This window comes from Paenibacillus sp. LjRoot153 (assembly GCF_964253085.1).
In the GTDB taxonomy this organism is placed as follows: domain Bacteria; phylum Bacillota; class Bacilli; order Paenibacillales; family NBRC-103111; genus Paenibacillus_E.
On record NZ_CAXUQH020000001.1, the window covers coordinates 2,159,965 to 2,183,772 of the forward strand.

General features: G+C 44.7%; 21 protein-coding genes. 18 read left to right on the forward strand and 3 right to left on the reverse strand.

Annotated features, from left to right (window positions below; all coding sequences use genetic code 11):
• The first annotated feature begins 23 nt into the window (after positions 1 to 23).
• Both ACSQ8P_RS09535 and ACSQ8P_RS09540 read left to right on the forward strand, forming a co-directional pair.
• A complete protein-coding gene (locus ACSQ8P_RS09535; RefSeq protein WP_436234952.1) occupies positions 24 to 1,352 on the forward strand; it encodes an SLC13 family permease in 1,329 nt (442 codons plus the stop codon).
• Between the two features lie 104 nt (positions 1,353 to 1,456).
• Positions 1,457 to 2,143, forward strand: coding sequence for a DUF421 domain-containing protein (locus ACSQ8P_RS09540; RefSeq protein ID WP_436234953.1), 687 nt, complete (start codon positions 1,457 to 1,459; stop codon positions 2,141 to 2,143).
• Between the two features lie 11 nt (positions 2,144 to 2,154).
• On the opposite strand, the gene spoVB is transcribed toward ACSQ8P_RS09540, so the two are convergent.
• Complete coding sequence (gene spoVB, locus ACSQ8P_RS09545; RefSeq protein WP_436239487.1) at positions 2,155 to 3,720, reverse strand: stage V sporulation protein B; 1,566 nt, start codon at positions 3,718 to 3,720, stop codon at positions 2,155 to 2,157.
• Between the two features lie 203 nt (positions 3,721 to 3,923).
• Here spoVB and ACSQ8P_RS09550 point away from each other — a divergent pair, with 203 nt between their 5' ends.
• From ACSQ8P_RS09550 to ACSQ8P_RS09595, 10 genes are all read left to right on the forward strand, one after another.
• On the forward strand, positions 3,924 to 4,208 hold the full coding sequence (locus tag ACSQ8P_RS09550; protein ID WP_436234954.1) for a post-transcriptional regulator: 285 nt from the start codon (positions 3,924 to 3,926) through the stop codon (positions 4,206 to 4,208).
• A 101-nt stretch (positions 4,209 to 4,309) separates the two neighbouring features.
• Positions 4,310 to 5,542: a protein translocase subunit SecD gene (secD, locus tag ACSQ8P_RS09555; RefSeq protein WP_082595266.1), complete on the forward strand. Its 1,233-nt coding sequence runs from the start codon at positions 4,310 to 4,312 to the stop codon at positions 5,540 to 5,542.
• Positions 5,532 to 6,458, forward strand: coding sequence for a protein translocase subunit SecF (secF, locus tag ACSQ8P_RS09560; protein ID WP_436234955.1), 927 nt, complete (start codon positions 5,532 to 5,534; stop codon positions 6,456 to 6,458). The genes secD and secF overlap by 11 nt, the downstream gene beginning before the upstream one ends.
• 65 nt (positions 6,459 to 6,523) lie before the next feature.
• A complete protein-coding gene (locus tag ACSQ8P_RS09565) occupies positions 6,524 to 7,474 on the forward strand; it encodes a cation diffusion facilitator family transporter (RefSeq protein ID WP_436234956.1) in 951 nt (316 codons plus the stop codon).
• Positions 7,475 to 7,540: 66 nt separating this feature from the next.
• A complete protein-coding gene (gene recJ, locus ACSQ8P_RS09570) occupies positions 7,541 to 9,958 on the forward strand; it encodes a single-stranded-DNA-specific exonuclease RecJ (RefSeq protein WP_436234957.1) in 2,418 nt (805 codons plus the stop codon).
• 26 nt (positions 9,959 to 9,984) lie between these two features.
• On the forward strand, positions 9,985 to 10,497 hold the full coding sequence (locus tag ACSQ8P_RS09575; RefSeq protein WP_057311658.1) for an adenine phosphoribosyltransferase: 513 nt from the start codon (positions 9,985 to 9,987) through the stop codon (positions 10,495 to 10,497).
• A gap of 184 nt (positions 10,498 to 10,681) precedes the next feature.
• Positions 10,682 to 12,868 carry a RelA/SpoT family protein gene (locus tag ACSQ8P_RS09580; protein WP_436239488.1) on the forward strand — a complete coding sequence of 729 codons (2,187 nt, stop codon included), beginning with the start codon at positions 10,682 to 10,684 and terminating at the stop codon, positions 12,866 to 12,868.
• 24 nt (positions 12,869 to 12,892) lie between these two features.
• Positions 12,893 to 13,333: a D-aminoacyl-tRNA deacylase gene (gene dtd / locus ACSQ8P_RS09585; RefSeq protein ID WP_436234958.1), complete on the forward strand. Its 441-nt coding sequence runs from the start codon at positions 12,893 to 12,895 to the stop codon at positions 13,331 to 13,333.
• Between the two features lie 84 nt (positions 13,334 to 13,417).
• Positions 13,418 to 13,591, forward strand: a complete 174-nt coding sequence (locus ACSQ8P_RS09590) for a hypothetical protein (protein WP_436234959.1) — start codon at positions 13,418 to 13,420, stop codon at positions 13,589 to 13,591.
• A gap of 135 nt (positions 13,592 to 13,726) precedes the next feature.
• Entirely contained in the window at positions 13,727 to 15,691 is a 1,965-nt protein-coding gene (locus ACSQ8P_RS09595) for an FAD-dependent oxidoreductase (RefSeq protein WP_436234960.1), read from the forward strand.
• 101 nt (positions 15,692 to 15,792) lie between these two features.
• Here the strand turns inward: ACSQ8P_RS09595 and ACSQ8P_RS09600 are convergent, their stop codons facing one another.
• Positions 15,793 to 16,107, reverse strand: a complete 315-nt coding sequence (locus ACSQ8P_RS09600; RefSeq protein WP_436234961.1) for a hypothetical protein — start codon at positions 16,105 to 16,107, stop codon at positions 15,793 to 15,795.
• A 299-nt stretch (positions 16,108 to 16,406) separates the two neighbouring features.
• Positions 16,407 to 16,799 carry a DoxX family protein gene (locus ACSQ8P_RS09605; protein ID WP_436234962.1) on the reverse strand — a complete coding sequence of 131 codons (393 nt, stop codon included), beginning with the start codon at positions 16,797 to 16,799 and terminating at the stop codon, positions 16,407 to 16,409.
• A gap of 157 nt (positions 16,800 to 16,956) precedes the next feature.
• On the opposite strand from ACSQ8P_RS09605, the gene ACSQ8P_RS09610 reads away from it, so the two are divergent.
• The 6 genes from ACSQ8P_RS09610 (at position 16,957) to ACSQ8P_RS09635 (ending at position 23,786) form a co-directional block, all read left to right on the forward strand.
• Positions 16,957 to 17,265 carry a winged helix-turn-helix transcriptional regulator gene (locus tag ACSQ8P_RS09610; protein ID WP_236290102.1) on the forward strand — a complete coding sequence of 103 codons (309 nt, stop codon included), beginning with the start codon at positions 16,957 to 16,959 and terminating at the stop codon, positions 17,263 to 17,265.
• Between the two features lie 433 nt (positions 17,266 to 17,698).
• Positions 17,699 to 18,964, forward strand: coding sequence for a histidine--tRNA ligase (gene hisS / locus ACSQ8P_RS09615; RefSeq protein WP_436234963.1), 1,266 nt, complete (start codon positions 17,699 to 17,701; stop codon positions 18,962 to 18,964).
• Between the two features lie 43 nt (positions 18,965 to 19,007).
• Positions 19,008 to 20,789: an aspartate--tRNA ligase gene (gene aspS / locus ACSQ8P_RS09620; protein WP_436234964.1), complete on the forward strand. Its 1,782-nt coding sequence runs from the start codon at positions 19,008 to 19,010 to the stop codon at positions 20,787 to 20,789.
• A gap of 26 nt (positions 20,790 to 20,815) precedes the next feature.
• The gene (locus tag ACSQ8P_RS09625; RefSeq protein ID WP_436234965.1) at positions 20,816 to 21,574 is read left to right on the forward strand and encodes a tRNA threonylcarbamoyladenosine dehydratase; all 759 of its coding nucleotides are present in this window, start codon (positions 20,816 to 20,818) and stop codon (positions 21,572 to 21,574) included.
• A 141-nt stretch (positions 21,575 to 21,715) separates the two neighbouring features.
• Positions 21,716 to 22,243, forward strand: a complete 528-nt coding sequence (locus ACSQ8P_RS09630; RefSeq protein WP_436234966.1) for a PadR family transcriptional regulator — start codon at positions 21,716 to 21,718, stop codon at positions 22,241 to 22,243.
• 13 nt (positions 22,244 to 22,256) lie between these two features.
• Positions 22,257 to 23,786, forward strand: a complete 1,530-nt coding sequence (locus ACSQ8P_RS09635) for an MFS transporter (protein ID WP_436234967.1) — start codon at positions 22,257 to 22,259, stop codon at positions 23,784 to 23,786.
• Positions 23,787 to 23,808: the final 22 nt, after the last annotated feature.

Consider the following 23,808-nt stretch of genomic DNA (forward strand, 5'->3'; position numbering starts at 1 on the left):
AGATCAAAGGAGTGTGATTATTTATGACTGAATTCTCTCAAGGTCCGGTAATGTGGCAAGCAGTAGCGGCGCTGCTTATTTTTGCAGTTGCTTACGTTTGTATATTGATTGAAAAGTGGGATCGTATGTATACCGCGCTTGGTGGGGCTTGTTTGATGCTGATTCTAGGCATTGTGCCGCTCAATAAAGCACTTACAAGTTACGCGAACTGGCCGATTTTGATCTATCTCGTGAGCCTGTTCATTATATCGAGCCTTTTTCAGAAAACGGGTATTATTTCGTATGTCGTGTGTTCAATTGTTCGAAAATATCGTATGCGGGCATTAACACTTATCATTAGTCTATCGCTTCTAGCAGCACTCATTTCTGCACTCTTGGATAGTTTAATGGCTGTCGTTGTCATCGTTCCTTTTATCATAATTGCATCAAGGAAAATGAGATTACTACCGGCTCCATTTCTAATCTCCATGCTGTTATCTATACATATCGGCGGTGCTGCAACCATCATGGGAAATATACCTAGCCGTATGCTAGGGGCGTCAGGGCATATATCGGCGGGGAAGATGTTTATTAAGTTGTTTCCCCTAATCTGTTTGCTGCTGGCCGTCGTTTATCTCATCATGTGGTTGATCTATCGAAAACGATTGGTTGCAGCTGAAGCACATATGCGTGAACTGCTTAGCTTAAATCCAAGCTCCTATTTATCCACCAATAGAGAATTCGTCTTGGGAAGCAGCGTGATTACGGGGTTAACCCTTGTTTCGCTTTGCCTTCATGGTGTACTAGCATGGAGTCCAGCCTACATTGCTGCCTCTGGAGCTATTGCATTACTTGCAATGAATTACAAAGATATGTTTGAGGTAATTAGAAACAAAGATTATGGTGCGGCATGGCATCACTTGAGAGAAACACAATGGCTCTTTTACTTGGGGCTGTTCATCATGGTTGGGGGCTTAACGTATGCAGGTTTTTCAGGTTTCATTGCAAATCGAGGGCTCGAGCTAAGCCAAGGGAGTATCCCGTTCCTATCCATTCTATTGCTATGGTTGAATAGTTTTGGTACAGCGATGATGGATAATATCCCGTTCATTGCTGCGATGATTCCGATTGTTGATCAGATGGAGCAGCTTGTAGAGATGTCTACACAGCCGATGTGGTGGGCGTTGATCGTCGGAAGCGGGATCGGAAGCGGCGTGACACTAGTTAGCTCAATCGCAAGCTTATACGCGGCATCTTTTACCTATCATGATGGCGTGAAGTTAAAACAAAGTGAGTATGTTGTCGTTGCTGCTCCGATCTGTTTCGTATTGCTGTTGATTTCTACGTTATATTTCAAATTATTCTTGTTGTAATTGCCAACAATTGAATACGTAATATCTGCATGATGAAGTGCGTACGCGGTCAGAATACCAGTGAACTCCGAGAACAAGCTAGAGCTTAGATCAGGGAGGTTGCGATGGATATTCTGACCATTTTTTTGCGTACGGTGCTTATCTATTTTGTTGTATTTCTCATGCTTCGTATTATGGGGAAACGTGAAATTGGTAAGCTTTCGCTTTTCGATCTAGTCATTTCGATCATGATTGCAGAAATTGCCGTGTTCGTGCTCGAGGACGTGAAGAAGCCTCTTGTGTCTGGCCTTTTACCTATGGGGACTCTGGTGCTAATTCAAGTTGTCATTGCCTATATTACGTTAAAAAGTCGCACAATTCGTGTGCTTTTCGACGGAAAACCGAGTGTGCTCATCAATAAGGGAATGATTAATCGAAATGAAATGAAGAAGCATCGCTATAATTTAGATGATCTGATGCTGCAATTGAGACAAAATAAAATTATGAACGTGGCCGATGTGGAGTTTGCGATCTTGGAACCTTCGGGGAAGTTAAGTGTAGTTGAGAAAGATAAAAATGAAAAAGAGACAGGGCCAGAAGTTACGAAATTAAAAAACACGATTCGTTACGAAGGCTTGCCGCTGCCTCTTATCATGGATGGTAAAGTACAAGACGATAATTTAGAGAAAATCGGTCAAACGAGGTTTTGGTTGAAAAACCAGCTCCAAGAAAAAGGGGCACGGGATTTTAAAGAAATTTTCTACTGCTCAATTGATCATCGCGGCAGAATGTTTCTTGATCGCAAGCGGTGAGTCTCAGTGATTCATCGTATCATTTTTTTGCCCATATTCAGCAGTCGGCCGATATCTTTAAGACTGATGAGTCGGAATACCGTGATGAAAAAGAGGTAAGAAAAGAGCCCGATTAATATGGATGAGACGAATCGAATCCAAGTCGCGGATACCCAAGGCGTGTACATGATGAAGTAACAAACAACACCAGAGAGAAGCATGGCCGCGCCAATTTTCCCGAAACTACTGCCTTCCATACGGAATTTGAGCAGTCGAACGACACTATTCCAATGCAGCAACGTAACTAGAACGATATTCACATTGATGGCGAATACAGCGCCGTGTATGCCCATTTCAGGCTTACTGGCCAACCAGTAAATTAAGATTAATTTGATAGTCGATCCAATGAAAGTATTGATTAGAGCAGCTCCAGGCTTGTTTAATGCTTGCAAAGCAGATTGCAGTGGTGCTTGAAAATAAATGAAAAGAGCTATCGGTGCCATCATCTTAAGCATGACACTGACATCAGGTTGATTGTATAGATACTTACAAATCGGTTCGGCGAGTACAAACATCAATACGGAGAAAGGAGCACCTGTCACTAAAGCGAGCTTTAAGGATTGATGCAGACGCATATGTATGGTTTTGAGGTCTTTGCGGGCGGCAGCTTCACTTAACGAAGGAATCAGAGAAACAGATAATGACATGGTAAGCGCACTCGGTAAAAGAATAATGGGAATGATCATACCTTGTAATGCCCCGTATTGTGCGGTTGCAAGTGATGTGGTAATTCCAGCGATCGCTAAGCTTTGAGCAATTAGAATTGATTCCAGTAAATATGAGCTAGCACCGATGAGTTTACTTCCTGTGATTGGGATGGAAATACGTAAGATTCTACGCAGATTGGAGAGTCGTCCCGTAGTTTTCTTCGTGCCGATTTGAGCAAGTGGAGACTGGGGTGCAGCTTTTTTATCCCATCTAAAATGAATAGCCAGCACAGCTAGTCCGCCAATTTCGCCTGCCATGACGCCAATCATCGCGCCTGCGGCCGCATATTCGATTCCATATGGGATCATCATATACGAACAGACGAGAACCATGACAATACGAATCAATGTTTCCACAATTTGTGAGGTTGCAGTAGGAATCATATTTTGTCTGCCTTGAAAGTAACCCCGATATACAGCGGAGACACCAATAATGGGTATCATGGGACTCATACATAAGAAAGTGTAGTAAACACGGGAATCTGTCAGCAAGTGAGACGTGATCCATGAGGCACCTACAAGACAGATAACTGTGAAAATGAGGCTAAGAGATATGGTGATCGCGAGGGATATGCGTAAAATGCTGCGAATTCGGGTCTCGTTTTTCTCTGCCTCCGCCTCTGCGATCAGCTTGGCGATTGCAACGGGAATACCTCCGGTAATGATAGTTAAAATAACGGACAGGAATGGCCAGCCCATTTGATAAATACCAATACCTTCAGCCCCGATAACGCGCGGTAAAGTCATACGGGGTATGAAGCCAAGTATGCGATTCAAAATACCTGCGGCGAGCAGGATCATTGTACCTCTTATAAACGACTGCTTGGTCACTGCCATACCCTCTTCCGATAATGTCATACCTATGACTATGCGCGAGCTGTCCAAGCTCATGCTAAGATTTTATGGACAAGTGCGCATTTGGCAGGAATTACCGAGGAGGCTATCGAATTGTATCACATACAGGTAAAACCAATGCCTTAGCTTATGCTTACGTAGATAGTTTTGCTAAAGCAAAACTTTTAGGAGGATCCCCCATGAATGACGCACAGGATAACGGAAGTGAAGAAGAGAATCCAGGTATGTCGGATCAAGAACTGAATGAAATCATCGAAAGCTTGTGTTTGAGCAAGGTTGAGGAATTTATTCTGCTTGGGTACGAGCACGTTACTGGCAAGGATATATGGGATTGTGTAAGCGATAAATACCGCAAAACTGGGTTGCCCTCTCTCCATCAAATCGTAAATGACATTTTATCCCTCAAATCTACAGCGTTTATGAACTGGATGACGATTAGTATGTATAGAGGAGCCCAATTCTAAGAATGGGCTTATTTTTTGCATGAAACGACTTAAATTGACTCGTTTTTCAGACCTGAGTATAATAGGCATATTGAGTATTGAAGGGAGACTAGCAACAGATGCTGGATTGGAAAAGAATTTCGTTCTTTTTTCTAACGGTTGTCATTGTTCTTGGCGCAGTTGGAATAACGAGCCCTGGGCTTGTAGATCGTATTAAGCTTGGATTGGATTTAAAAGGCGGTTTTGAAATATTGTATACCGCAGAGCCATTAACGGCTGGACAACCCCTCACGAAGGAAACGCTTACGGAAGCTGCACAAAGCCTTGCTAAACGTGCGGATTCACTTGGTGTTGCTGAGCCTGAGGTGTACCCAGAAGGATCAGATCGCATCCGTGTTCGTCTTGCAGGTGTTGAGAACGAAGAAGAAGTTCGTACTTTGATGTCCAAACCGTCTGTACTTACTTTCAGAGGTCCTGATGGAACGGTTTACATGAATGGAACTGACTTCGTCGAGAATGCAGCGAAATTAAGCTATGATCCGAATACGAAGCAACCGATCGTTGAGATCAAAATGAAGAGCAGAGAGAAATTCAAAGAAGTAACAACGAAGCTGGTTGGCAGTACGTTGTCTATTTACTTGGATGATGTTGTTCAGTCGACGGCATCGGTTAATTTCCCAATTGACAGCGACTCCGCAATCATTACACAAACGAATGTTGCAGAAGCAACCAAAGTAGCGAAGATGATTAACTTGGGTGCAATGCCTCTTAAATTAACGGAAAAATACATACAACGTGTCGATGCTACATTAGGAAAAGCTTCCTTGCATGAGACGGCAAGAGCAGGGTTAATCGCTTCGATCTTAATCTTCTTGTTCATGGTGATTTACTACCGTGTTCCAGGTTTAGTTGCGGCTTTCACTTTGATTACGTATGTATGGGTTTTATTAGCGATCTTTGACTTTATGAATGCCACGTTGACGTTGCCTGGTATTGCCGCCCTTGTATTAGGTGCAGGGATGGCCGTTGATGCGAACATTATCACATACGAAAGAATTCGCGAAGAAATCCGTGCAGGCAAGAGTATCCTTTCCTCCTTGAAAGCAGGGACGAAGCATTCCTTCCGTACGATTATGGATGCGAACGTAACCAATTTAATCGCGGGTATCGTGCTTTATTATGTAGGTAACGGTGCAATTCGCGGATTCGCAGTTATTACGATGATGAGTATTATTATCAGTATCTTAACGAACGTTTTGTTCTCCAGATGGCTGCTACATCTTATTATCCGGGGTAATTTGCTGAAAAAGCCAAGTTATTTCGGTGTGAAGGAGGCAGACATCCGTGGACTCTAAGCAAAAGTATGATTTTGTTAAAAATCGCAATAAATTTTTCATCTTATCGGCCGCTATTCTTATCATTGGGTTAGTTGTTATGTTAACCTCAGGCATGAATTTTGGTGTCGATTTCAAAGCTGGAACGAATATCGACCTCGTTGTTGGTAAACAGCTGGACAGTGCGAAGGTTGAGGAAATCTTGCATGGCTTGAACACCAGCGGTGATGTGAAGTCGAAATATGCGGATCCTACAATTGGTGGTAACAATAGTGATCGCGTGTCTATTCGTTTCGATGACGTGCTTGACGATGCGACGGTGAACAAAATCCAAACCGCTTTTGCAACAGCCTATAGCGCAGAAGTTTCCAAGGAAATTAACACCGTGGATCCACAGCTAGCGAAAGAATTATTGATGAAAGCTGTCTATGCAGTTGCGATTTCAAGCGTACTAATTTGTTTGTACGTCAGTATCCGTTTTGAATGGCGCTTTGCTTTGGCTGCGATTATCGCAATTCTGCACGATGCGTTCATCGTTATCGCGATGTTTGCTATTTTCCGCTTCGAAGTGAACCTTCCGTTCCTGGCCGCTGTGTTGACCACGATCGGTTATTCCATTAATGACAAGATCGTTATCTTTGACCGGATTCGTGAGAATTTACGTTTCGCTAAACTGAAGACCGATGCAGATCTAGTTGCACTCGTTAACGACAGTATCTGGCAAACGATGGCACGTAACATCAATACAGTACTCGTCGTGTTAATCGCTGCTGGCTGTTTGTATCTGTTCGGAAGCGAGTCCATTAAGTTGTTCGCTTTGGCCAAGTTAATTGGTTTAACGAGCGGTGCCTACTCTTCCATCTTCATTGCCTGTTCCTTGTGGTATTTGTTCAAAAGAAACTCATTATCGCGTTCTAAAAAGAAAGTTGCAGCGTAATAACCATAATAACCGGCCGCGTGATTGTTGCGCGGCCTTTGTATCCGTTCAGGGGGAATGTCCACGTGAATGATGAGGGTTTTCGTAAGACAGAATACGCGCTTTGGTCAGCTATGCTTGTGCTTACTGTGTTGGCATGTCTGATGGGGATAGTTGGCTTTCAAGCACATAGTAATTCTCTGATCGCGGCTGCGGCGCAGTCGGCAGCAGGAATTTGTGTAGTAGCTGCTGCCATCACTAGAGTAAGGACGATGAGGGTGCAGCTTGCTGGAGCTTCTTTCCGGGGGTTGGATCCACAAATTTCAGTTGGTTCCATTCTATTCATTGTCTTGATCTTACTAATTGGTGCTGAATTAGGCGTTATTGCGGTTAAATCCTTGATAAACCAGGTCGAATATGATGCCACTATAATGACCTTTGCTGTTCTCGTTATTTCGTTGCTTGCGAAGGAAGGGATGTTCAAATTCTTAAGTAGGTTTGGCAAACAGCTAGGGACAGAGGAATTTATTGCCAATGCACGAAGACGCCGTTCCGATATATACTCTTCTTTTGTGGTCATTGTAGGTGTTCTCTCGACGATGCTGGCTCAAGCAATTGGATTTACCGGATTTTCTTATGTAGACACATTTGCTGGACTCATCGTTGCACTCTTTATAGGTAAAATGGGATTCTCATTAGTCAGCAAAACCATATCTACACCAACAGAAAAAGTTCTTCACCAGGAAGAGGCAGCTGATTATGTGAAAGCTGTTCAAAAGATTCATGGCGTGATTACGGTTGACGATTTGAACGCAAGAGAACATGGGCATTATGTTGTCATCCATATGACAATCAGTGTGAATCCTAGGCTTTCTGTTTGGGAAGGGCATGAGGTGTCTAAGAAGATTAAACAACAGCTGATGAAGCAATATCATCATGTCTCGCATGTATACATACATGTGAATCCTTACGATGCAGGTTATCCCTATAAGCAGGCAGATGTGGAAACAAGTGAGCTGCCGTCTGTTTTACACTAAATCATTGTTTTCGAAGATTACGTACCATGAGATTTTCATCGGAAAACACCAAGGAGGAGCCACCAAGTGCTAGCACCGAAGGCAAGATGGAACATTGGAAATGCGGATGAGGCGCTTGTTGAAGAATTTGTTCGTGAGCTGCAGTTGGATCCCTTGGTAGCCCGTATTCTAGTACTTCGAGATATCCGCAGCGTGTCTGAGGCCCAACAATTTATGCAAGGCGGCGTCGGCGATTACCATAATCCCTATTTGTTGGATGGGATGCAGCCAGCTGTGGAGCGCATTCGCAAGGCATTACATAATAACGAATTCATTCGTGTTTACGGCGATTATGATGCAGATGGTGTTAGCAGTACATCCTTAATGGCGCACTTGTTAAAAGGGTTAGGGGCACACTTCGATACTTATATTCCGCACCGGATTCGCGAAGGCTACGGGTTGAATCGTGCTGCAATGGACTTGGCGAAGGAACAAGGTGTTCAGTTGCTTATCACCGTGGATACGGGAATAAGTGCCGTTGATGAAATTGCTTATTGCCATGAAATTGGTTTGGATGTCATTGTGACTGATCATCATGAACCGCCAGAAGTGCTGCCTGATGCCTTAGCTGTGATCAATCCTAAGAAGCCTTGCTGTCCGTATCCCTATAAGCTCTTAGCGGGTGTAGGTGTGGCATTTAAGCTCGCACATGCGCTGCTGGAGCGATTTCCGGAGGAACTTCTTGAATTCGCTGCGCTTGGAACCGTCGCCGACCTTATGCCGCTCACAGGTGAGAATCGGTTGCTTGTGAAGATGGGCCTCGCACGTATGCAGGATTCCAGCTATGTTGGATTTCGTTCGTTGATTGGTGTGTCTGGCATTGAACGGAAAGAGATTACTGCAGGGCACATCGGATTCTCGCTCGCTCCCAAAATTAATGCGAGTGGTCGCTTAGAAGCGGCTGACATTGCGGTTAAGCTGCTGACCACAACAGATGAAAAAGAAGCGGAGCAAATTGCCTTCGAATTGGATATGTTGAATAAAGAGCGTCAACAAATTGTTGAGGATATGGTCCAAGAAGCGTTTGCGATGGCTGAGGAGCAGCGGGCGAAGGGCTTGGATAAAGTCATTGTCGTAGCTAAAGAGAACTGGAATGTTGGTGTCGTTGGAATCGTTGCCTCCAAGATTGTGGAGAAATTCTATCGACCTACGCTTGTGCTGAGTATTGATCCGCAGAAGGGCATGGCCAAAGGCTCTGCACGTTCAATTGCAGGCTTTGATTTACACAAGGCGTTGACAGCTTGTAAGGATCTACTTGACCACTACGGGGGGCATCAAGCAGCGGCAGGGATGAGCTTGGCTAGCGGCCAACTGGAAGCCTTCGCACTTCGACTAAACGAGCTTGCAGCGGCAACGTTGACAGAGCAGGACTTCGTTCCTGTATTACGCGTTGATAATGAGTGCAACCTCGCCGATGTCCCAATTGCAAGCATTGAGGGGCTAGAATTACTGGCACCATTCGGCATGGGGAATCCATCGCCTAAGTTCATGTTCACGGATTTAGGACTTGAAGATATTCGAACCATGGGCAAAGAAAAGCAGCATCTGAAGTTGGGACTATCTCAAGCTAAGGATGAAGTGAGCTGTACGGTAGAAGCAGTAGGCTTTGGCAAAGGGAGTTTAGCAGCTTTAATTGCACCCTCGGCTAAGGTGGATGTATTGGGAGAGCTCTCGATTAATGAGTGGAATGGCGTTCGAAAGCCGCAAATCATTATGCAGGATCTGCGTATCCCGCATACGCAGGTATTTGATTGGCGTGGCACGGGACAATTGCACTTGAAGCTTGCAACCCTTGCAAGCAATCTCTCAGCGGGACCAGCAGTGTCACTGCGCTCACCAGGAATCGTGCTGTTCGATGAATCGGATGCAGCGTTGTATCAAGCAATGGCTGCTCAAATCGGGCATCAAGTGCCGTATTGGATCGTGCAGGATACTGGCCAATTAAGGCCAGCCAATGAGGCTGCGAACGGGGCGGTGTTCGACGAGCTGCAAGATGTCATTCTTTACACGATGCCTCGTCGCCTTGATAGTTTGAAATCGGTGCTTCAGCAGGCGACTGGGATGATGCGGTGCTACCCTGTATTTGCAGAGCTGGGGCAGGACAGCGGTAATACGTTGCCTTCAAGGGATATGTTTAAGATGCTTTATGGCACCTTGCAGAAGGAGAAATCACTTCAACTGAATGATACCAGGATGATGACATCTTTCAGTAAACGTTCGGGATTATCACTCGGAATGATTCATTTTATTTTATCTGTTTTTGAAGAATTAGAATTTATCGTAAAACATGATAATATGGTTACATTGAGTGCCACGCCTGCCAAAAGAGATTTAACAACATCACGATTGTACCAGCATCGATTGCATCGTCAAGAAGTTGAAGCCATTGTAATGTATTCTTCAGCGAAAGAGCTGGAGCAGTGGATCGCTGATAACATAAAATAAACAGAGTTTACATTGGAGGAAATCATATGAATTTCAAAGATTATATTCGCGTTATCCCGGATTTTCCGCAGCCAGGCATTCGTTTTAAAGATATTACAACGCTGCTTCAGAATGGCCCTGTGTACAAAGAAGCCATCGAGCAATTAAAACAACTGATCCAAGACAAAGAAATTGATGTAATTGCAGGTCCGGAAGCACGTGGATTTGTCATTGGTGCCCCTTTGGCTACAGCACTCGGCGTGGGCTTTATTCCAATTCGCAAAAGTGGTAAATTACCTGGCGAAACGATTGAAGCGGATTATGCGCTTGAGTATGGCAAAGATAAGCTAGCTATGCACAAGGATGCCATTAAGCCTGGACAGAAAGTGCTTATTGCGGATGACTTGCTTGCAACAGGCGGAACGATTCAAACGTCCGTTGATTTGATCAAACAGCTTGGTGGAGAAATCGTCGGAGCTGCTTTCTTAATCGAGCTTACGTACTTGGATGGCCGCAGCAAATTCGAAGGTTTTGATGTCGTTTCACTTGTTCAATATTAAGACAGGGTTGGAGAATCGAATGATCGTTATTCGATTCTCTTTTTCATAGCATTCTACGGAGTGAATGTGATGTGTTCTCGGCAGCTTTGATGCTTTTTGTCGAAGCCTGTACGTGAATAGTTGACGAGGGGCCTGACTTGCAGGCATAATGAATAAAAATCGACTAAAGGGAATGGGTAGATGCATGGGTATAGAGCAGCTGCTGGAAAAGGCCGCCACCTATCTGAAAGAGAATGATTTGCAGAGGATTCGGGAGGCCTATGAATTCGCGGATGAAGCCCATCATGGCCAAGTGCGCAAATCAGGCGAGCCCTATATTCTGCATCCACTCGCTGTTGCAGATATATTGGTGAATATGCAGATGGATGTCACTTCGGTGATCGCTGCACTTTTGCATGATGTGGTTGAAGACACGACAGTTTCATTGGAAACTGTTCTAGATAAATTCGGGAAGACTTGTGCGATGCTCGTTGATGGTTTGACGAAGCTGGAACGCATTAAGTTCAAATCCAAAGAAGAGCAGCAGAATGAGAATTACCGCAAAATGTTCGTTGCGATGGCGCAGGATATTCGGGTTATTCTGATTAAACTTGCGGATCGTCTGCATAATATGCGGACACTCAAGTATCAATCGGAAGAAAGCCAGCGCCGCATTGCGGAAGAAACGCTGGAGATCTTCTGCCCGATTGCCCATCGACTTGGTATTTCCACGATCAAATGGGAGATGGAGGACATTGCCCTCCGTTATTTGAATCCGCAGCAATACTACCGGATCGTGAATCTCATGCAGAAGAAACGGACTGAGCGTGAACAATACATTGAAGATGTGATTCACAGCATCAAAGAGAAATTAGATGAGATGGGGATTCAGGGGGATATTTCGGGAAGACCGAAGCATCTCTACAGTATTTACAAGAAAATGAGCTCCCGCGGCAAGCAATTTAACGAGATTTATGATCTCATGGCTTTGCGTGTCATTGTTGATGGCATTAAAGATTGTTATGCTTCTTTGGGTATCATTCATACCTTATGGAAACCGATGCCTGGCCGCTTCAAGGATTATATTGCGATGCCGAAGCCGAATATGTACCAATCCTTGCACACGACCGTTATTGGGCCGAAGGGTGAGCCGCTAGAGGTTCAGATCCGGACGTGGGAAATGCATCGTACCTCCGAGTTCGGGATTGCCGCGCATTGGGCATACAAAGAAGGCGGCTCTGTTGTTCCATCCGGCACTTTCGAAGATAAAATGAGTTGGTTCCGTGAAATTCTGGAACTTCAGCATGAAACGAACGATGCGTCTGAGTTCATGGAATCCATGAAGATGGATTTCTTCTCTGATCTAGTTTTCGTTTTTACGCCAAAAGGGGAAGTTATCGAGCTTCCGGCTGGGTCTGTTCCGCTGGATTTTGCCTATCGCATTCATACCGAAGTTGGGAACCGCACCATTGGTGCCAAAGTCAATTCGCGGATTGTTCCGCTCGATCATAAGCTCAAAACTGGCGATATTATTGAAATACTAACCTCCAAGCATTCCTATGGTCCAAGTCAAGATTGGATCAAAATCGCACAATCCTCTCACGCTCGCAGTAAAATTAAGCAATGGTTTAAGAAAGAGAAGCGTGAAGAGAACGTTGAAAAAGGTAAGGATATGATTGAACGTGAGCTTAAACGCTTAGCGATTGATCCTCCAACCTTAATGAGCGATGATAAAATGCTGGAAGCAGCGAAGAAGTTTAATTTTAGCGATATTGAAGACATGCTCTCGGCGGTTGGCTTTGGTGGCATTACAGCAGCACAAATATGTACCAAACTAACGGAGAAGCTGCGCAAGGAAGCGGAAGAAGCTCAGATTATTAAGCTGAGCAGTGAAGTGAAAGAGGTCAAAGCACCTGTATCCACAGAGCGCAAAAGCCGTCCTACGAATGGCGTACGCGTGAAAGGTGTAGATAACCTGCTTGTCCGATTTGCTCGTTGCTGCAATCCAGTGCCTGGTGATTTCATTATTGGCTATATTACTCGTGGACGCGGGGTTTCGGTCCATCGCGCGGATTGTACGAACATCCCGACGAGTATGGGCGAGGAAGAACGGGTTATTGAAGTCGATTGGGCGGAGGCTGTTGAATCTAATTTCAATGTGGAGATTGAGATTACTGGCCATGATCGCCGCGGCTTCTTAAACGAAGTGCTGCAAGCTGTTTCCGAGAGCAAGACGATGATTTCAGCTGTTTCAGGACGTTCCGATAAGAATAAAATGGCGACGATTCATATGACCATTTTGATTAAAAATATTGATCACCTACAGTCTGTTGTAGAGAAAATAAAACGCGTCAAAGACATATATTCCGTCCAACGGATTATGCAGACCTAGCAAGAATAAGGGGATTTCGGAACGATGAGAGTAGTTGTTCAACGTTGTAAACATGCGGAAGTAACCGTCAATAATCTAAGCGTCGGTCGCATTGAGCAAGGTCTAATGCTATTGGTTGGCATTACCCATGAAGATACCGAACAGGATGCGAAGTATCTTGCGGATAAAGTGGCCGGGCTCCGTATTTTTGAAGATGAAGCAGGTAAAATGAATTTGTCTGTTCTCGAGACAGGAGGAGCCATCTTATCTGTATCACAATTTACGCTGTATGGGGATTGTCGTAAAGGCAAGCGCCCGAATTTCATGTCGGCAGCTCGACCTGAACAAGCGGAACCGTTGTATCAGGAATTCAACAGAATGCTTAGAGTGCAGGGTTTGCAAGTTGAAACGGGTGCTTTTGGTGAAATGATGGATGTTTCCCTGACGAATTGGGGACCTGTTACTTTGATTATCGATAGTAAATAAACGATTTGAGTCAAGGATTCAGGATAGGCAGCTTGGTCGCTGGTTATACTATACATGTATAAACTTGCGGTTAGGAGCCTACAGATGCGTCAATCCATTAAAGAAAAGATGATGACTGCCCCAATACAGCAACTGTTCCATACCTCCATGGCTGAGCGGATGAGTCAAGCAAATGCCTTTGCGGATGTTGAAATTAGTGCAGAATTCACTTCTGATCAGGAAAAAATGAAGAGTATTCCTAAGAAATCGTACCGGTAATTCATAAAACCACGTGTGTGCTGTTCGTCAGCTCTGCGTGGTTTTATTTGTGCCAAAGGTAGAATTTCTCTCCTCCATTAAATTGTGGTAAACTAGCCTATGGAATTATTGTAAGACATGCAGGAGATAAGGTGGGTGCTTAAAGTCGTAATGGCAAATTCAAATCGCAACAAATCCACATCCAGAGGTTGGCTATGGTTAATGGGAATATTGATTGTACTTACGCTGCTTGCTGCAACGGCCGCCATGTACTATCAATATAATCACCATAAGAACGCCAAAGGACATAGTGACCAGCAACAAGCCCTTGAAGAAGTGAAATCGGTAAAAAAGGCGAAAGAAGCCTATGATGTCATTGTAATTGGCACGGACCCGGAGGGCGTAGCCGCAGCGGTTTCGTCAGCTCGAAATGGTTTGAGCACGCTGCTTGTCGATGGCCGGGATCGTGAGATTTTTGGCGGATTGATGACGCTCGGCTGGATTAATTCCTTGGATATGAATTATTCAACGAGCAAAACCTTGCTGGGCAAAGATGATGTATGGAATAAAGGGTACTTCTCAGAATGGTATGCCAAAACGGAAGGCGATTCCTTCGATGTGAATACAGCGGCCAATGCCTTCTATGAAGCAGTAAAGAATGAAAAGAATATCGATGTCTTGATGAAGACGAAGAAGATTGATCCGCTGCTTTCGCAAAATAAAAATGCGGTACAAGGTGCAACGATTACCCTGGAAAATGGCAGCACGCAAGTTGTCAAAGCTGCATCAGTCATTGATGCGACACAGGATGGTGATTTCGCAGCAGCAGCAGGGGTTCCTTTTACAATGGGACATGAGGATATTGGGGATCCAAAATCAAAAATGGCCGTCACGCTGGCCTTTCGTTTGAAGAATGTCACGCCTGAAGTATGGAAATTGATGGCTAATCGATTGAATGGGGATGACAATTCGGGTACTGGTGTTACGGATGTGAGTGTATTTGGATACAGCGAAATGAGCAATTATCCTGCACTTAACAAGGATAGAGCCAAAATGAGAGGCCTTAATATGGGGAGGCAGAATAACAACACGGTGCTTATTAATGCCTTGCAGATTTTTGGCGTAGACACATTTGATCCGAAGTCGGTCCAAGAGGCCTTCGATATTGGGAAGAAGGAACTGCCGAATATTGTTGCTTATATGCAGAAAACGTTCCCTGAGTTCTCATCGGTTGAGCTCGATGGTTCCGCACCAGAGCTTTATGTGAGGGAGACCCGTCACATGCAGGGCGAATACCGATTGAGTATCGTCGATGTTTGTACAAATGCAGATCAATGGGATCGCATCGGCTTCGGATCTTATCCCGTTGATATCCAGCGTATTGCGCCTACAGACTCAGGTAATGTCGTATGTAAGCCGAAACAATACGCGATTCCTTTCCGAAGCATCGTTCCACTGAAGATTGATGGCCTACTCGTTGTAGGCAGAGCGGCGAGCTACGATACACTTCCACATGGAAGTGCTCGCGTTATGCCGACTGGCATGGCAGAGGGTGAGGCGGCTGGAGCTGCGGTGAGTTTGGCAAAAGCGGAGAATATGACGTTCCGTCAGATTTCAGCATCCAAGGACATGATAGCAAAGCTGCAGGCTCAGCTGAATAAGCAAGGTATGGAAGTTCAGCCGATGACCATTAAGCCGCAGCCATTTATGGAACATAAGTCATTCGAGGGCTTGAAAACGGCGATGATGCTCGGACTAGCATCTGGTGCTTATGATAATAACTTCCGCCTTGATGACGCGGCTAATCCGAAACGAATGGTCAATGTGGTTGGTGGCGCGAGGAAGATGAAGCCGGATGCATTTGCAGGAGACGTTAACCAAGCCATCGCTAAGGTGGACAATGCGGACAAAATTCCGTTGACTCTTGAGCAAGCAAGCTATACCTTCACGCAAGCGCTTGGTATTAAGGGCACGGCTGCTGAAGCGCAAGCGAAGCTCGTAGAGGGCAAATTGCTAACTGCAGCAACAATTAACGGTATAGCGGATAAACAAAAATTAACCAACGCCGATACATACATGATGATTCGTGATGTTAAGCTTGGGTTGACAGGTAAGCCTTAAATTAGAGTCAATAAAGAGCCTTATTGCCGCATTGGATGTGGCTGTAAGGCTCTTAGTTTGTAGTTGGCTGTAAGAGAAAAGGATGTTTGCGGTTACATTTCTTAGTCTTCGTCGGCAGCTTCTTCGTCCGCTTCTGCGGATTCTTCTGCCTCTTCATCGTCGGCAGCTTCTGCCTCCTCATCAGCGGATTCTTCGCTTTCGGCTTCCTCTGATTCCTCAGCTTCTACTTCTTCCTCATCAGCCGCTTCTTCGTCATCAGTTTCTTCAGCTTCAGTATCCGTCTCTTCAATGGCCTCTTCTTCGGCTGCTTCTTCGTCAGCAGTTTCATCTTCTACTTCGGCTTCGGTTTCGGATTCTTCAGAGAAAAGCACCACGAGATCTTGACGTTCCTCTTGAAACTCGTTTTGTAGTGTCATTGTTACAGCCTCCAGATGTTATATTCAAGGCCATCCGCCTTGTTGTACATGTATATGTGAAAATAGGATGAATATACGAGTGAAAAGAAATGAAAATGCTTGAAAATAAACGAGATTTTGGTGTAATCAAATTGTAATAAGAGCTTCATGTTCCTTTAATCTTGGGGGGATATACTAATAGACGACCCCCTTTAAAATATAAACTTTTGAAAGCCTGCTGCCCCGTGCTGCAGGCTATTTTCTTTGTATACACAGAAAAACCGCCACAGCCTAAGCTGGACGGTTTGTGAATTCAATGATTACATAAGTGCATCTATGGAATAGTCACCAGCACCGATTAATGCAACACCAAGCGCAATGACTAGTAAGGCTAGATTATATTCATATCCATTGGAGGTTACCCAGTAACCGTTTTTGCCATGTACTTTAATAATAGCCATAATCATTGTAATAATAATAAGAGCCGCGCCAACTTCTGTCCATAAACCAGCGGCGAAGAGTAGACCGCCACCTAACTCTATTAAACCAGCAACGACCGCCATCATGACACCTGGTTTGATACCGATGGATTCGAAGAATCCCCCTGTACCTTTAGGTCCGTAACCACCAAACCAACCAAACAATTTCTGTGTACCATGTGCCGCCATCGTTAACCCAATCACCAAACGAATAATAAGAAGTCCTAAAGCCATACTAACATCTCCTCTTTAAATATATTTTGTTTAACAACTTACTTTATGTTAGTATATTATTACGAAGCACTTACTTTTGTCAAGCGACTATGATAAAATAGTTCTAACAGAAGTGTTTGATGCCGTAATCGGCAAGAACTCGAAGGAGATGATTAAGATGGAAAATGATCAACTATGTCCCAAATTCGAGCATGCATTCGAACTTCTGGGAAAACGTTGGACAGGACTTATCGTGAATGTGTTGCTATCTGGGCCTAAGCGGTTCAAAGATATCTCCGTATTAATCCCAAGTATGAGTGATCGCATGCTTTCGGAAAGATTCAAGGAGCTCGAAGCTGCAGAGATTATTATTCGACATGTTTATCCAGAAACACCGGTTCGGATTGAATATGAATTAACACCCAAAGGGAAAGGGCTTCAGCCCGTCATGGATGAAGTACAAAAATGGGCGGATTCCTTTAACTAAATATAGGTGGAGGACTCAAAGTAAGGATGGTTATCTCTTGACTTTGCCCTTACCAATGTTTACAATAACCATAATGTAATTTCATAAGAATGTGATCCATTGAAGGGACACAGTAATTCGCCCCCACATGTACAGAGAAGGAAGCCTAGGCTGCAAGCTTCCCATGATGAGTGAATGAACAGACCTCCCCGAGGACCAACTGGGAACAGCAATGAACTCGTGTGCTAAGTAGTAGTTGTGCGAATAGCGGGCGTTAACCGCAAAGAGCAAGTTGTGTTTGATTGCGTAAGCAAGAAACATAGCATTGCTGAATGTGGGTGGTACCACGGGTGAATTTGTTAATCAAATCTCTCGTCCCTGACGTAAGTCGGGGATGGGGGATTTTTTGCTTTTTGAAAGAGAGCGAAAGTAGAGAAAAAGGGAGGTTACTTAGATGAGTATTCAGAAGCCCAAAGGTACACAAGATCTGCTTCCAGGCGAAGTGGAGAAATGGCAGTACCTTGAGACCAAAGCGAGAGACTTGTGTCAACGTTTTAATTACAAAGAAATCCGTTCGCCAATTTTCGAGAGTACAGAGCTTTTCTCGCGTGGAGTTGGAGAAACGACAGATATCGTCGAAAAAGAAATGTATACATTTCTTGATAAAGGCGATCGCAGCATGACGCTTCGCCCGGAAGGTACGGCGGGGGTTGTTAGAGCGTATGTAGAAAATAAACTTTACGGTATTCCTGATCTAACGAAGCTGTTTTATGTAGGACCTATGTTCCGCTATGAACAGCCGCAAGCGGGGAGATATCGCCAGTTTCACCAGTTCGGCATTGAAGCCTTCGGTTCGGTGGATCCAAGTATTGATGCAGAAGTTATCGCGCTTGGCTACACGTTCTACAAAGAGATTGGACTCAAAGAAGTAACCGTGGAGGTTAACTCTGTGGGTACACCAGCGGTTAGAACGGCTTACCGCGAGCAGCTGCAGGCTTTCTTTGCCCCAGTGAAGGATCAGCTATGTAAGGATTGTCAGTCGCGCTACGACCGTAATCCAATGCGTATTCTCGATTGCAAAATAGATCAAAAGCATGGCGTAGGCGCACCTGACATCCTTGAGTTCTTGGACGAAGAGTGCAGCACACACTTTGCACAGGTGCAAGAGCACTTAACAGCGATGGAGATTCCATTCCGTATTAACCCTCGCTTGGTACGTGGTCTGGATTACTACACGCACACTGCATTTGAATTTAAGGCAGCTGGTATCGGTGCGATTGACACGATAGGTGGAGGCGGACGCTACAATGGTCTAGTCGAACAGATCGGTGGACATGGTACTGATCAACCAGGCGTAGGCTTGGGCCTTGGTCTTGAACGTATTCTACTCGTACTGCAAGCACAAGGGGTTGAAATTCCGAAGCCAGAGCCGCTTGATGTGTACCTAATTGGTCTTGGTGAAGCCGCTGAGAAAGAAATTACGAAGCTTCTGCACCAGCTTAGAGTTCAAGGCTTAAAAGCAGAGAAGGACTATCAGGGCCGCAAGATGAAGGCGCAAATGAAGTCCGCTGATCGTTTCCAAGCAACGTATGTAGCGATTCTTGGTGATGATGAGTTAGCACGCGGCGAAATTACGCTGAAGAAGATGGAAACAGGGAATCAAATCACGGTAAGTTTAGTGGATCTTGCCTCACAAGCTGCAAAGACACTATTCGAATAGATAGCAACATCATTCATAACAATCCAAGGAGGCAACAATCATTATGATGCTCAAAACACATCATTGCGGGCAGCTAACGAAAGCCCAGGTAGGCGAAACAGTAATACTTAACGGGTGGGTGCAAGTAAGACGCGACTTTGGCGGCCTTCTTTTCATCGACCTACGTGATCGCAGTGGCTTAATACAAACGGTGTTTAGCCCGAATTTCTCTGGCGACGCATTGGCGATTGCAGACCGTGCACGTAATGAATATGTCCTTGCAGTTAAAGGGAAAGTAGTAGAACGTGATGTTGAAACAGTGAACAAAAACATCCCGACAGGTGAAATTGAGATTCAAGTTACAGAAATCGAAATTATGAACGCAGCGAAAACACCTCCATTCTTCATCGAAGATGGCGTGGAAGTGGATGAAGCGGTTCGTTTGAAATATCGTTACCTTGACCTGCGTCGTCCGGAAATGCAACGTACCTTGATGCTGCGTTCCAAAGCATCCAACGTATTCCGTAATTTCTTGGATTCCCAAGGATTTATTGACGTGGAAACACCGATTTTGACGAAAAGTACACCAGAAGGCGCGCGTGACTACTTGGTACCAAGCCGCGTGCATCCAGGCGAGTTTTTTGCGCTTCCACAATCCCCACAAATCTTCAAGCAATTGTTGATGGTTAGTGGTCTTGAGCGGTACTACCAAATCGCTCGTTGTTTCCGCGACGAAGATCTTCGTGCAGACCGTCAACCTGAGTTTACGCAAGTCGACATCGAGACGTCCTTCTTATCCCAGGATCAGCTTCTTGATATACTCGAAGAGCTTGTTGTGAAACTGATGAAAGAAACAGCGAATGTTGAAATTCCGCGTCCGTTCCAACGGATTACACATGCAGATGCGATGGCGAAATACGGATCAGATAAGCCTGATCTTCGTTTTGACCTTGAACTGAAAGATGTATCCGATATCGTTTCCACTTCAGGCGTTCAAGTATTTGCTAGCGTTGTAAACGGCGGTGGTCAAGTTAAAGCACTTAATGCCAAAGGCTGTGGCACATGGAGTCGTAAAGAAATCGACGATCTTCTACCATTTGCAGCTCGTTACGGCGCGAAAGGTCTTGCTTGGATTCAAGTGAAAGATGGCGAGTTCAAAGGGCCTATCGTGAAATTCTTCAACGAAGCTGAAATCGCAGCTTTAACAGATCGTTTGGGCGCGGAAGATGGGGATTTACTCTTGTTCTCTGCAGATAAGAAGAAAGTTGTTGCTGATGTATTGGGTAACCTTCGTCTGAAAATCGGTCGTCAACTAGGACTTATCGATGATTCCGTCTTCAAATACGCTTGGGTAGTGGACTTCCCACTTCTTGGGTATGATGAAGAAGCGAAACGCTATGTAGCGGAACACCATCCGTTCACACGTCCGAACGAAGATGATATTCATTTCTTCGACACAGATCCAGGTCAAATTCGTGCGCAAGCTTACGATCTTGTCTTGAACGGCTATGAAGTAGGCGGCGGATCCATGCGGATTTACCAACGTGATGTACAAGAGAAAATGTTCGCAGCTCTTGGTTTCTCCAAAGAAGAAGCAGTTGAGAAATTCGGCTTCTTGTTGGAAGCATTTGAATATGGCACGCCTCCTCACGGTGGATTTGCATTCGGATTTGACCGTTTGGTGATGCTAATCACAGGCCGTACGAACTTAAGAGAAACTATTGCATTCCCGAAAACAGCAAGTGCTACAGATCTGTTGACGGATGCACCAGGAACGGTGGATGACAAACAACTAGAACAACTGTCGATTCGCTTAGCGCTTAAGCAACCTGCTGCTAAAGCCTAAGAACTTTGAAGAGGAAGTGTTCCCTTATGCTTCACCAATTTTCGCGAACAGAACTAGCGATAGGCCCTGAGGGTCTTGAAATTATGAAAAATAGTACCGTTGTTGTACTCGGTATTGGCGGTGTCGGCTCCATCGCAGCTGAAGCTTTAGCACGATCTGGCGTTGGACGCTTAATTCTGATCGACAAAGATGTTGTCGATATCACGAATATCAACCGTCAGATCCATGCCCTTACGACAACTGTAGGTCAGCCAAAGGCTGATCTGATGCGGGACCGCATCCTTTTGATAAACCCCGAGTGTGAAGTTATTTCTCTCCGGATGTTTTATACAGAAGAAACATACGAGCAAGTATTTGCGTACCCAATCGACTATGTGCTCGACGCAAGTGATACGATTTCCTACAAAATTCATCTGATCAAGCAATGTCTTGAACGCAAAATTCCGATGATTTCTTGTATGGGCGCGGCAAACAAAATGGATCCAACGCAATTTAGAATTGCTGATATTTCTAAGACAAGTATGGATCCGATCGCACGCGTAATTCGCCAAAGATTACGTAAAGATGGCATTAAGAAAGGTGTGAAGGTCGTATTCTCGATGGAAGAACCGATGAAGCCACGGGAAGACGTTACTGAGCAAATCGTGCCTGCAGATGCACCAGATAGACGTAAGGCGCAACAACCGCCTGCGAGTAATTCTTTTGTACCTCCTGTAGCAGGACTTATCATGGTGAGTGCGGCTGTGAAGGATTTGTTGGAGATCGGTGCGAAGAAAAAATCATAGCACTTAGGGATGCCCATTTAAAATGGGTGTCTTTTTTTTGGATTCATACATATATCAATTAAGTATATGTTGACTCGATATATGTAATCTGATAAATTAAAATTAGAGCGAGACAGTTACAAAAAATGGAGGCTTCACAACATGAATAGTCAAGATGTGATTTTGGGTTTATTGATGCACCATAGCTTATCTGGATATGACATCAAGCATAAGATGGAAACGATTCTATCCTACTTTAATAACGCGAGCTTCGGCACGATTTATCCCACGCTTAGCAAAATGGAGAAGGATGGTTTGATTACCAAGGAAAGCGTCATCCAAGAAGGTAGACCGAATAAGAATCTCTATTCCATTACGGAGGAGGGGCAACTTCAATTTAAAAAGTATATGTACAGTCCAGTTGAAGACAATGAGTTCAAGTCAGATGCGATGACACGGTTGTTTTTTGGCGAGTTTGTAGAGGCGGATATTATGGTTGGTGTGTTAGAAGAGTACCTTAAGCGAACGAAGGTAAATTTGGAGCGGTTACGCAAGCTGTACGTGGATTGCCAGCCCGAGATGTCGCCTACACAGGAAATATGCATTCAAATTGGCATCAACAATTCAGAAAGTCAGATCCTTACCCTGGCACAAGGGATAGCCCGTTTAAAAAATGTAGAACAGAAGTGAGGTAGATTTCGAAATGGCGAATAAGAAAACAGGTTTGATTATTTTAGCGATGGCTCTTGGACTTCTCATGTCCGCACTCGACAACACCGTGACATCAGCAGCAATTTCACACATTATTAGCGATATTAATGGGTTTGATAAAATAAGCTGGGTATTCACCGCGTATATGCTTGCCTCCACAAGCACGATGCTTGTTTTCGGTAAGTTGTCGGATATGTTCGGTAGAAAATTGTTTTATATGATTGGGATTTCGATCTTCTTGATTGGGTCGGCATTATGTGGTATGGCCCAGGATATGACCCAACTTATTGTGTTCCGTGCTATTCAGGGTATCGGATCTGGAGCGATTTTCCCGATTTCTTTCACGATCATTTACACGATATTTGCCGATCCCAAGCAGGCGGCGAAGTTGTCAGGCGTATTTGCAGGGATATTTGGACTATCTTCCGTTGCTGGGCCGCAAATCGGTACGCTCTTAGCTGAATCATGGGGCTGGCGATGGTGCTTCTATGTGAATTTGCCGCTTGGTGTATTGTCGTTCCTTGTACTATTTTTTGCTTTAAAAGAATCTCGCTCTGATCGCCGTCCGAAAATCGATTATCTAGGTACGCTGTTTCTCATTGTTACAACCATTTCGCTTATGCTGGCGCTTGAGTTCGGTGGTAAGGATTATGCCTGGGGCTCATGGCAAATCATTAGCTTGTTAGCCGTTGCAGTTGTCGTTGGTTTCTTATTTATTCAAGTTGAGCGCCGAGCGCATGAACCTATTCTTCCGTTACCTTTATTCAAAAATCGGATGGTTCTGGCCACAGTCTTAGCTTGTCTATGTCAAGGTGCTATTATGTTTTCGGCGATTGCTTATTTACCTATTTTCTCAACAGCGGTTCTAGGCAATGCGAATTCGAATAGTTTGCTGACTCCCATGATGTTCTCCTTAATGGTTGGTGCTGTTGGCTTTGGGTTCCTGCAACGCTACTTCAGCTTCCGTGCTTTGTTCGCTTTCAGTATGACAGCGGGTATTCTTGTAAGTTACCTGCTCAGCGTAGTAAGTCATGATGCAAGTAAGTTCTATATGATCGTGCTTATGGTCATTCTTGGCGTTGGTGCGATCGGACCCTTAATGAGTGTGGCTCAAAATGCCGTTGCGCAAAGTGTAGATCATAAATATATCGGTGTCAGCTCCTCAATTGTTGGGTTCTGGCGGAATATTGGCGGGGTTCTAGGAGCGTCAATTATGGCGACCATCGTGAACAATAACTACAATAGCCTTATTCAGGATGGTGCTGCCGCTCATCAAATGCCGCTTGATAAGCTTGCTACACTAGCCAATCCTGAGCAATTAATACGTGTAGGTTCGGAACTGTCTCCAGCTACAATGAACTTCCTGCGCGACTCGCTAGGGACAGCGATCAATCATGGATTTATTCTTAGTATAGCCTTTGGTGTTGTGGGGTTAGGTGCTGCCTTTATTGCGGGACCCCTTCGTTTCGCAGTTCCAGCACCTCGTCAGGATGCCCAGCAGGAGCCTGTTGTTTCTCATTAGATTTGTGTTTAAAATGGCTCCT